This is a genomic window from Peptostreptococcus russellii, from assembly GCF_900110295.1.
In the GTDB taxonomy this organism is placed as follows: Bacteria; Bacillota; Clostridia; order Peptostreptococcales; family Peptostreptococcaceae; genus Peptostreptococcus; species Peptostreptococcus russellii_A.
Map to the genome: position 1 here is coordinate 58104 of NZ_FODF01000009.1, position 11571 is coordinate 69674.

The 11571-nt window shown below is 30.8% G+C and carries 9 protein-coding genes and 1 riboswitch; of the genes, 8 read left to right on the plus strand and 1 reads right to left on the minus strand.

All coding sequences use genetic code 11. The features are described 5' to 3' along the window. The 8 genes from BMY82_RS06485 to BMY82_RS06520 all read left to right on the plus strand — a co-directional run bounded on the left by BMY82_RS06485 (position 1) and on the right by BMY82_RS06520 (position 11155). On the plus strand, positions 1 to 2028 hold the full coding sequence (locus BMY82_RS06485) for a heavy metal translocating P-type ATPase (protein WP_330386693.1): 2028 nt from the start codon (positions 1 to 3) through the stop codon (positions 2026 to 2028). A 165-nt stretch (positions 2029 to 2193) separates the two neighbouring features. Next, a complete protein-coding gene (locus BMY82_RS06490) occupies positions 2194 to 3066 on the plus strand; it encodes a sigma-70 family RNA polymerase sigma factor (RefSeq protein ID WP_180366752.1) in 873 nt (290 codons plus the stop codon). 161 nt (positions 3067 to 3227) lie between these two features. Then, positions 3228 to 4154 (plus strand): AEC family transporter, encoded by a 927-nt coding sequence (locus tag BMY82_RS06495; protein ID WP_091975748.1) that lies wholly within the window; start codon positions 3228 to 3230, stop codon positions 4152 to 4154. Between the two features lie 56 nt (positions 4155 to 4210). Further along, positions 4211 to 4316, plus strand: a riboswitch (TPP riboswitch). A 108-nt stretch (positions 4317 to 4424) separates the two neighbouring features. Further along, complete coding sequence (thiD, locus tag BMY82_RS06500; protein WP_091975749.1) at positions 4425 to 5255, plus strand: bifunctional hydroxymethylpyrimidine kinase/phosphomethylpyrimidine kinase; 831 nt, start codon at positions 4425 to 4427, stop codon at positions 5253 to 5255. Between the two features lie 145 nt (positions 5256 to 5400). Next, complete coding sequence (thiM, locus tag BMY82_RS09685; protein ID WP_091975750.1) at positions 5401 to 6852, plus strand: hydroxyethylthiazole kinase; 1452 nt, start codon at positions 5401 to 5403, stop codon at positions 6850 to 6852. Between the two features lie 109 nt (positions 6853 to 6961). After that, positions 6962 to 8269: a phosphomethylpyrimidine synthase ThiC gene (gene thiC, locus BMY82_RS06510; protein WP_091975751.1), complete on the plus strand. Its 1308-nt coding sequence runs from the start codon at positions 6962 to 6964 to the stop codon at positions 8267 to 8269. A gap of 330 nt (positions 8270 to 8599) precedes the next feature. After that, a complete protein-coding gene (locus BMY82_RS06515; RefSeq protein WP_091975752.1) occupies positions 8600 to 9028 on the plus strand; it encodes an RrF2 family transcriptional regulator in 429 nt (142 codons plus the stop codon). Positions 9029 to 9175: 147 nt separating this feature from the next. Then, positions 9176 to 11155 carry a C39 family peptidase gene (locus tag BMY82_RS06520; protein WP_091975753.1) on the plus strand — a complete coding sequence of 660 codons (1980 nt, stop codon included), beginning with the start codon at positions 9176 to 9178 and terminating at the stop codon, positions 11153 to 11155. Positions 11156 to 11370: 215 nt separating this feature from the next. Here BMY82_RS06520 and BMY82_RS06525 read toward each other — a convergent pair. Next, a partial coding sequence (locus BMY82_RS06525) for a transposase (protein ID WP_144019724.1) occupies positions 11371 to 11571 on the minus strand: 201 nt, incomplete at its 5' end.

Here is an 11571-nt window from a genome sequence, read left to right on the forward strand (position 1 = left end):
TTGGATGTAGTTTACAATCCAAAAGATACTAAAAAAGAAGATTCTTGTTCTTGTGGAGAGCATAATTCTTGCTCTTGCTCTGGTCATGAGCATCATGGAGAAAAAGTGTCGAATGTCAATAATATAGGTAGAAAACAAAAAGAAAAAACAAGGTTTTCAGAAATGCCAAAAGAAAAAAGAAAACTTATTATGATAATTACAGCAATATTTTTCTATGGGGCAGGGATATTGGCAAATCAATTCGGTGTACAAAAGTCTGTGTATATTGCCCTTTTAGCAATAGCATATATTGTTGCAGGTAAAGACGTATTTAAAGCAGTTTTTAAGAATATAAGTAGAGGGAATTTCTTAGATGAAAATTTCCTTATGACCATAGCGACAATAGGTGCTGTATTAATAGGAGAGTATCCAGAAGCTGTAGGAGTAATGTTGTTTTATAATATAGGTGAATATTTTGAATCTAGGGCTGTCAATAAGTCGAGAAAAAATATCGAAGAATTGATGAATATAAAGCCTGAGATAGCCTATGTTATAGAAAATGGAGAAATAGTTGAAAAAGATCCTGATGATATATCAGTTGGTGAGCATATAATAGTAAAGGTTGGAGATAAGGTACCGCTTGACGGTGTTATTGTAAAGGGAAAAAGTAGATTTGATACATCTGCAATTACTGGAGAGTCAGTATTAAAGAGTATAGGTGAAGGTGAAGAGATAACTTCAGGTATAATCAATAAAAATGCAGTTGTAGAAGTTGAAGTTACAAAAGAATTCAGCGATTCTACAGTTTCAAAAATACTAGACTTAGTAGAAAACTCTGTAAGCAAGAAGGCTAAAACAGAGAATTTTATAACTGTTTTCGCAAGATACTATACTCCAATAGTTGTAGCCTTAGCAGTAGCAGTAGTATTAATACCGACATTTGTTTTAGGACAAGACCTTTCAACTTGGTTATATAGGGGACTAATTTTCCTTGTTGTATCTTGTCCATGTGCTTTAGTGTTGTCAATTCCTTTAAGCTATTTTTCAGGAATAGGTGTTTCTTCTAAAAATGGTATACTTGTCAAAGGTAGTAACTATATAGAAGCATTGAAAAATGTAGATACTGTACTTATGGACAAAACAGGAACGATTACCAAGGGTGTTTTTGAAGTAAGCAAGGTGAATGTAAACGGTGATTTTTCAGAAGATGAGCTTTTAAAGTATGCAGCAATAGCAGAGTCAAGATCATCTCATCCTATAGCAAATTCTATTACTGCTTATTGTAAGGGTAAAGTAGATATAGATATTAGCAAAATAGAGGAATATGAAGAAATAAGTGCCCATGGAATAAGGCTAATATATGATGGTATAGAAATATTAGCAGGAAATGATAGATTGATGAAGTCTAAAAATATTAAGTTCAATGAAATATTTGCAGCAACTACAAAAGTATATATTGCAGTAAATGGCATTTTCTGTGGCTCAATAGAAATTTCAGACAAGATTAAGCCAGGGATGAAGAATACTATAAAGGAAATGAAGTCTGTCGGCATAAAAAATATAGTTATGTTAACTGGTGATTCAAAAGAAGTAGCTGAGGAAGTAGCTAATGAAATAGGAATAGATAGATACTATTCAGAACTTCTACCAAATGACAAGGTAGACATAGTTGAAAAACTAATGAGTGAAAATAGCGAATCATCAAAGACTGCCTTTATTGGAGATGGAATTAATGATGCACCTGTAATAGCTAGAGCAGATGTAGGTATTTCAATGGGTGGATTAGGAAGCGACGCTGCTATAGAGGCTTCGGATGTGGTATTTATGACAGATGAAGTTTCAAAGATAGTACCGGCAATAGAAATTGCAAGAAAGACCAATACAATAGTATGGCAGAATATAATATTTGCCATAGGTGTAAAGGTATTGGTACTAATATTAAGTGTATTAGGATTAACTAATATGTGGGTTGCTATATTTGCAGATGTTGGTGTAACTATTTTAGCAGTTATAAATTCACTAAGAATTTTAAAATATAATAAAAAATAATAAAATAAAAATGAAAAAAAGCTTTTATGTAGAATTATTATACATAGAAGCTTTTTTATTTTATAAAAAATGATTTATTTTTTTGTAAAATGTCTATATTCTATAAAAAGCCTTGATTATAAAAAGTTATTCTATAAAATTTTTTGTTTGGGGGAGAGTGATAAAATGGAAATATTGAATCTTACTAAAGAAATTGAAAGCTATGTAAATGAATTTGACTTGTCCAATGAAGAAGTGGATATATTAGAAGATATTTCTCTAAAGGGCGACGATTATTTAGATCATCTTGATAGAGTTTTGGTATGGAAAGGTTCGCATGGGGATATGAAGGCTAGAGAACTATTCATACTGGGTAAAATTTCTTATGTAAAAAAAATTGTTAAGGCTGACAAAGAAGTTATAATATATAAAAATAAAGGCTTGGATGAGGAAGATCTTTTTCAGACAGGAATAATAGGTGTGATGGAAACCATAGAAAAGTATGACTTTAGAATTGATGTAAAAGTTAGAACTTTCCTTGCGTGTAGGGTTAGATTTGCAATAAAAAATGCTTATCGATGTTACGGAATGATAAGTGTTTCAAGAGAAGCAAACTCAATATATGCAAAATTTAGTAGAAAGTTTTCTGATATTCCAGATAAAATATCGGAAAAAACATTAAATGCAATGTCAAATGAAATAGGAATAGATAGTAAAAAAATAATGGATGCGATTTTGGCTATAAAAAGTAATAATTCATTGTTTTCTTATGATAATGAGGGTTATATTGAATTAGACAATAAAAGTAGAGATAAGAGTAGCAGTGCTATAGTAAGGGATTTTAATGAGGAAATGGATAGAATATTTGATTATAAAGTAGTAATTAATTCATTTTCAATTCTGTCAGAAAAAGAACGATATATAATGGAAGAGATATATATAAAAGACAAGACTCAAAAGATAATCGCCAAAAAATTAGGCTGTTCAGCTACCACTATTGGCAAAATAAGAAAAAATGCTATATTAAAGATACGCAAAAAAGTTCAAGATTATTCATGAATGTATAAAAATTATAAATAGCTTAAATAGATAATTGCAATATAAAGATAAGGAAAATATGTTTTATATTAAAAAAAGAAGAGAAAATGGATATATTAATAGCGATAGATTCCTCTGTGTGATATACTAATATTGCTAAAAAAAATAAAGGAGGATAATTTGTGAAATTAGTATTTACCAACGTATTAATACTATTCATTTTAATGTTTATTGGATATATTCTGGGAAAAAGAGAAGTTATAAAGCATACTTCCATTAGTGATTTAACGAATTTACTTATTGATGTAAGTATACCTGCAACTATTATAGTTTCAATGATAAGACCTTATAGTCCTGAATTGATGAAAGATACATTTAGAGTATTATTTATTATGACAGTCTATCATTTATCAGTAGTTGCCATTGCATATTTTGTAACAAAAATAATAAAAGTCGATAAAAAAGATGTCGGTGGATGGATTTTTGGCATGGTTTTTTCAAACAATGGTTTTATAGGCTATCCTTTAATGTATGCAATATACGGAAATGAAGGTTTGTTCATAATGGCAATGGGGAATATCGTACAAAACATACTAATATTTTCATTAGGTGTAAAATTGATAACTATGAATTATGAAACAAAGGAAAAGATAAGTATAAAAAACATATTGTTTACTAGACAAAACGCAGCAATTTTAGTAGGAATGATATTATTTGTTGGAGAGGTTAAAGTTCCAGAGCCTGTAGTATCTCTACTTACCTATTTATCTAATCTTACTGCACCTCTATCAATGATAGTAGTAGGATTATCACTTTCAAGATATAAGGTAAAAGATATGTTTACAGATAAGGAAGCCTATAGGCTGACAGTTTTTAGAATGGTTATAGTTCCGATGGCTATACTTCTTATTTTTAAGTTAACTAATATATCGGCTAATAATGACCTTCCATACGCAATAATGTTTTTTACAGCAGCACTTCCAAGTCCAGCACTTTTGTCGATTATGGCAGAAAGATACAATACAAGTACAACATTTTCATCAAGATGTGTATTTCTTACGACTTTAGCAAGTGTGATAACTGTTCCTATTTTTGCAGGACTACTTTAATGAAATGGTTTACAAAAACTAATCTCTGTGCTATTATCTAATTGTAGTCAAAATAGAATAATATATGAGGGGGCTGATAAATCGGCTGAGATAAGGATGTGATCCTTGACCTTTGAACCTGATCTGGGTAATGCCAGCGTAGGAATTATAATTTTTATGGATAATATATTATATGAAAAGATAAACGCGAGCATATACTTAGGTGTATGCTCTTTTTTATGTAATGATTTATATTTTGCGAACAAAGATAACTTTAGAGGGGGAGAGTAGATGAAAAAGGTATTGACGATTGCTGGCTCTGATAGTAGCGGAGGCGCAGGAATTCAAACTGATTTAAAAACTTTTGCTGCATATGGAGTATATGGTATGAGTGTGATAACAGCCATAACAGCACAAAATACGATAGGAGTTCTCGGTGTTGAAAGTGTTTCGGAAAAAATGGTAAGAGAACAAATAAGGGCAATATTCGATGATATAGAAGTTGACGCTATAAAAGTTGGTATGCTTTCAGATATAAATATAATAAAAATAGTAGCAGACGCAATATCTGTTTATAGGGTAAATAATGTTGTAGTAGATCCTGTAATGATTTCTACTTCTGGATTTGATCTTATAAACTCGCAAGCAAAGAGCGTTCTTGTAAATGAACTTCTTCCTAAAGCAAATTTGATTACACCAAACTTATCCGAAGCTCAATGTATATTGTATCAGATAGACAAAAATAATAAATTGAAAATATCAAATTCAAAAGATATGGTAGATGCAGGTAAAATAATTTCTGATTTTACTAAAAATCATGTTTTGATAAAAGGTGGGCATCTAGAAGATAGACCATGTGATGTACTGGTTACTAAAGATAAGGAAGTATTCTTTTATGATAATGAAAGAATAAATACCAAGAATACTCATGGAACAGGTTGTACTTTATCCTCTGCAATAGCATCAAATCTTGCATTAGGATACCCAATAGAAAAAGCAGTTGCTAATGCTAAAAAATTTATAACGGATGCTATAAGAAATTCTCTTGATATTGGTCATGGATGTGGGCCAACAAATCCCATGGGAGAAATATATAAAGAACTTAAAATGATAGATAAGTAAATTTTAATATTAGAATCATTAATGAAAACAATTTTTGTAATATAAGTATGATTTTAAAAATTAAAAATAAAATTTGAATACAGAATTTTATGAAATAAATGAGTTAGAAGATGACGTGAAAGCGACTATATAATTGGAGGATGTCATGAATAAAGATAAATTGATAGAAAAATTATGTGAAGCTATAAAAAAAGTAAGGGAGAAAAATCCACTTGTTGAACAGGTAACAAATTACGTTACTATAAATGATTGTGCCAATGTAACTCTTTCAATAGGAGCATCTCCTGTTATGGCCGATGGAAAAGAAGAGGTAGAGGGATTTACCCAAATAGCTAATAGCCTTGTGCTAAACTTTGGGATTATAGATGTACAGCCATTAGAGACTATTATTAAAGCAGGAAAAACAGCTAATGATAATGACATACCAATAGTTTTTGATCCAGTAGGTATGGGAGCTATTGAGTATAGAGATAGAGCAATTTTAGAACTATTGGAAAATGTCCACATGAGTGTTATCAAGGGTAACGCAGGTGAAATTATGGCGCTTGCAGGAAAAAGTGGAGTTACAAAAGGAGTGGATTCATTGGCTGAAAGTAGTGAAGCTATTGAATCGGCAATTAAAATTGCAAATAAATATAGATGTACCTGTGCTGTTACAGGGAAGATAGATATAATTACCGATGGAAGATACCTAGTTAAAATAGAAAATCAATCGGATATTTTATCATATATTACAGGTACAGGTTGTATGATAGCATCTTTAGTAGGAAGTTTCTTGGGAGCAGAGAATACCCCACTTGTAAGTGCAGTTGCTGGAGTGATGGCGATGAGCATTTCAGGTGAAAAGGCGCTGGAGAGAGAAGAAAAAGAAAAAAATGGAATTGCTAGTTATAGGGTAGATGTTATGAATAATATATATCATTTTGACCCGGATACTATAAAGAAGTATGCAAAGATAAGCATAGAAAAGATAAATCATAAGTTTTCAATGTATTTAATAACTGATGAAAAATCTTGTCTTGGAAAAGATTTATATCAATGTGTTGAAGAAAGTATAAAGGGTGGTGCAAATATTGTACAGCTTAGAGAAAAAGATTTAGGAACAAGGGATTTCTTTGATAGAGCAGTTAAAATTAAGGAAATATGCCACAAACATAATGTAGCTATGGTTATAAATGACAGAATAGATATTGCTCTAGCAGTTGATGCAGATGGTGTTCACCTCGGACAGTCAGATATGCCAATTGAAATAGCAAAAAAACTTATTGGATATAACAAAATAATTGGAATTTCTGCAGGAAATTTAGAAGAAGCAAAGGAAGCAGAAAAAAATGGAGCAGATTATATTGGAGTAGGTGCAGTTTTTGCTACATCTACTAAAAAAGATGCTGATGGAATAGGTAGAGAGACTCTTAAAGAAATTACAGACAAAGTAAGTATACCAGTTCTTGCTATAGGTGGTATAAAAGTAGAAAATATGGATTACTTAAAAGGAACAAATATTGATGGTATTTGTGTAATATCAGATATATTAAAAAGCGATGACTGTAAAAAAAGAACAGAAGAATTAGTAGAAAAATTCAATGAAATAAAGTAATAAAAATCTAGTCTAGTAATATTACTAAGAACTTAATAAATGATTGGAACGAAATTTCAATGAAAGTTGTATTTTGTAAAAATAAACAAAAATTTTGGAGGTAAGTGTAATGTATAAGACACAAATGGAAGCTGCTAAAAAGGGTATTTTAACAGAAGAAATGAAGAGAGTTGCAGAAAAGGAATATATGGATCCTGAATTGCTAATGAATAGGGTAGCAGAAGGAAAGATTGCTATACCAGCAAATAAAAACCATAAAAATTTAAAAGCTGAGGGTGTAGGAGAAGGTTTAAGCACTAAGATTAATGTTAATCTTGGAATATCTAGAGACTGCCCAGATGTAGATAAGGAATTAGAAAAGGTTCAAAAAGCAATAGAAATGGATGCAGAAGCAATAATGGATCTTAGCTCATTTGGAAAAACAGAAGAATTTAGAAAAAAACTTGTAAATATGTCAACAGCAATGGTTGGTACTGTTCCAGTATATGATGCAATAGGATTTTATGACAAGGAACTTAAAGATATAACTGCAGATGAATTTCTTGATGTTGTAAGAAAGCATGCAAAAGACGGTGTAGACTTTGTTACTATACACGTTGGTATGAACAGAGAAGCAATGGAAATATTTAAGAGAAATAAGAGAAAGATGAATATAGTTTCAAGAGGTGGTTCTCTTATGTATGCATGGATGGAACTAAATAATGCAGAAAATCCTTTCTATGAAAAATTTGATGAACTTCTTGAAATATGTCAGGAATATGATGTTACACTAAGTCTTGGAGATGCTTTGAGACCGGGGTGTCTTGCAGACTCAACTGATGCAGACCAGATAAAGGAACTTATTACATTAGGTGAGCTTACTTTAAGAGCATGGGAAAAGAATGTTCAGGTAATAATAGAAGGACCAGGACACGTTGCAATAGATGAAATAGAAGCAAATGTATTAATGGAAAAGAAACTTTGTCATGGTGCTCCTTTCTATGTTCTAGGACCTATAGTAACTGATATAGCTCCAGGATATGATCATATAACATCAGCTATAGGTGGTGCAATAGCAGCATCTGCCGGCGTTGACTTTTTGTGCTATGTTACGCCAGCAGAACACCTAAGACTACCTAGTCTTGATGATATGAAGGAAGGTATTATAGCTACTAAGATAGCAGCTCATGCAGCTGACATAGCTAAGAAGGTTCCTCATGCAAGAGATTGGGACAATAAGATGGCAGAAGCAAGACATAAACTTGACTGGGAAGCTATGTTTGATATTGCAATAGATGAAGAAAAGGCAAGAAGATATAGAAAAGAATCAACACCAGAACATAACGATAGCTGTACAATGTGCGGAAAGATGTGTTCAGTTAGAACTATGAATAAGGTAATGCAAGGAAAAGATTTAAACATATTGAGAGAGGACTAAAAATAGGATATTAGCTTGAAAAATAAGTTTTAAATTGTTTTAAATAGATATATTATAAATATTAAAAATAAGTTTAGTAAAAATTCCTAATAAAAATTACAATAACGAGACCCCCTTTTTAGGGGGTTTTGTTATTAAAAGATAGGAAGTGTAGATTTTTATTTTGAAAAGTTGTATAATACAGTTTGGGAATGATAATTTAAAAATCAAATGAAATTGTGATTTGACTATATGTAAATGGGTAAATATATAGAATATATAGACAAAAGATATCTTTTATATTTTATATGAATTATATAGATATATCTAATATGTGAAAGGAGCACACAGATGAGTGAATTTATAATTGCGCTTCACGTATTGGTATTTTTAGCTCATGATAAGAAATCAAGGTCGAGCGAAGAACTTTCAGAAAATCTATGCACTAATCCTGTAAGAATAAGAAAAGTTATGTCAAAATGCAAAAAAAGTGGATTGGTTGTTACTAAAGCAGGTGTAAATGGCGGCTATATGATTGCTAGAGATGGCAAGGATATAAACCTTAGAGAGATATATGAAGCCGTTGGAGTACAAATTATAGAGTCTAAATGGCATTCAGGTGACATTGAATCAGACTGCTTAATAGCAAGTGGAATGTCAGAATATGTAGATGAACTTTTCTCTAGTTTGAATGAAGAAGTAGTGAAGTTGCTTGAGCTGATTACTTTAGATGTGGTTGAGAATAAATTGCGTGAAATTAAAGAAAGAAAAGAAATTTAATGAGATGTCATAATGACAAAAAAGAAATAAAATGGAATATGAAAATAGAAGTTTAAAGGCTTCTATTTTTTGTTTTTTAAAATGACAAAATTATTGTTTTGTGATATTATTAGTAGGGAATACTCTATTTGAGAAAGGGGGCAAAGTATGGCTTCGGGTAGCAAAAAGAATACAAAATATACTTATAAAGGAAATAATAAAAAAGCAGATAATAAATATGCAAATATATTTCAAGATTTGAGCGAAAAAGAAGAAATATATAAATCAAATGCTTTAAGCAGAATCCATGAAAAAAATGATGGAGAAGAAGTTGATGTAGACTCTGAAGAGCTTGTTGTAAGAACAATATCAGCTAAAGAAGCGGAACTTAATGCTAAAAAAAGAAGACAGACTGCTAAAAATACAAAGAAATTAGCGACTAGAAAATCGTCTCCTATAACTGAGAGTGCAAAAAGAAATCAGTTTAACAAGCAGGAAAGCATAGAAATGCTTAAAAAACAAAAGTTAGATGAAAAGAATAAAGAGCTTGATGATCCAAATTTAAATAATGGACAAAATACTGAAACTTTTGACTTTGAAGGACATTCACTTGATATAGATAATAACACTTCTGTAGAGCCTACAGAAAAGGGAATTACAGATGTAAGTGAATATATAGATGAAGATGAGTTCATAAGGCAGAAGGCTAGAGAGAGAGCTCAGATGGATAAGTCTAAAGTTGAAATATACAAGGAATATTCTGATTTCGAAAGAGTTACTCCCAAAAAGGATGTAAAGAAAAAAGAAAATGAAAATAAAAATAAGAATGAAGACAAATTGAGTGTTTCAAAGGAAAGCGACGATTCGAAAACAAAGGAAATAAAGCTTGAAGATAAGGAAAATGGCTATATTGAAGATAAAACTGCTATTTTTGAAATAGAAAAGGCAGAGGAAAAAGTTAAGGCCAGAGAAAGAGAAATCGAGGAAATCCTTAAGCTTAAGGATTCGACACTTGGTGAAAACAGAAGAAATTCTTCAGCAAATAGAAAAGAGAGAGACAAAACAAGTAGAAGCAATAGAAATAAAGAACTTTCTGAAAGAAAGGCTAGACAGAACAAAACAAAAATTAATTACAAAAAGCTTATAGGTTTAGTAGTTGTAGTTTTGGTAGCTGTTTTAGGAGTTTCAGCAGCTATGGGCAAATTTAAAAATGATAGTGCAAAGACAAAACCAAATAATGCTGTAACAACTCCTAAGAAAGAAGATACTAGCAAAGTTGAAGAAAAGAAAGAAACTATAGAAGACAAGAAAAGAAAGCTTGAAGCAATGAGAGACAAACTTAATGCAGATGAGGCAAAGAGACTTGATTATATAGTTGAAAATATAAATTCTTATCCAGAAGCTCTTATAGATCAGTTGATATCAAATCACGAGATAGTAGATTTTGTATATAGCTATAAGGACAAGGATAAGTACAATGAAAAGCCAATAAGATCAGGAATTACATCAAGTTATTATGTAGATGGAGATGTTCCACTATTCCTTCAATGGGATAGAAGATGGGGTTATAGACCTTATGGAAAAGATATTATTGGACTTACAGGTTGTGGACCTACATCGCTTGCAATGGTAATCAAGCATTTTGATAAGAATGCAGACATTAATCCATATGATGTAGCTAAATACAGTCAAGATAATGGATATATATCAAAAGATAACTTTACAAGTTGGAAATTATTTGAAACGGGTCTTAAAAAGTACGGTCTTGAATCAAGAGACGTAGTTCCTGTAGAAGCAAAAATGAAGAGAGCACTTGATAATGGACAAATATTATTAGTAAGTGTTAAGCCGGGGATATTTACTCAGAGAGGTCATATTATAGTTATAAAGGGCTATAATAGCAATGGTGATTTCCTAATAAACGACCCTAACAGTATAATAAATACAAATAAAACATGGTCATATGATGAATTAAAGGATCAAATAAGAAAAATATGGGCAATTAGTCCTATAGGATCTTCTTCTAATGGAGAAGAAAGTTCAAATGAAAATAATACTACGACAGATAATACAAATGAGTCACAAAATGATTCAAATAATTCAAGTGGTAGTGCAGATGATCCAAGTATAATTCAGGATATTGATTAAAAAATAGTAAAGTTGATAAAAATTAACTAGCAATTTGATACTTAAAATAATACTATAAGTATACATGGTTTGTGAAAGTTAAATAATGTAGAATAAGATATATTTTTATAAAAAGATGCCGAAAAAATTTTGGTTCTTTGTCAAATAGTGTTGATGAAAAAATATCATATAATTTAATCTAATTAATAGGTAGCATAGATAACTTTCTATGCTACCTATTTTATCTCAAATCGTTCTCTTAAAAGTATTCTAGCTCTCATATTTCTATAGCTTCTAAATCCGAAGAATACTCTTTTAAAAACCTTCATCATATTGTTTTTACCTTCTACTACTGCATTGGTATAGCTATATCTGATTGAGTTAATAACATAATGAATTCTCTTTTTTAGTGATTTTAAATTTACTTTAAAGAAATA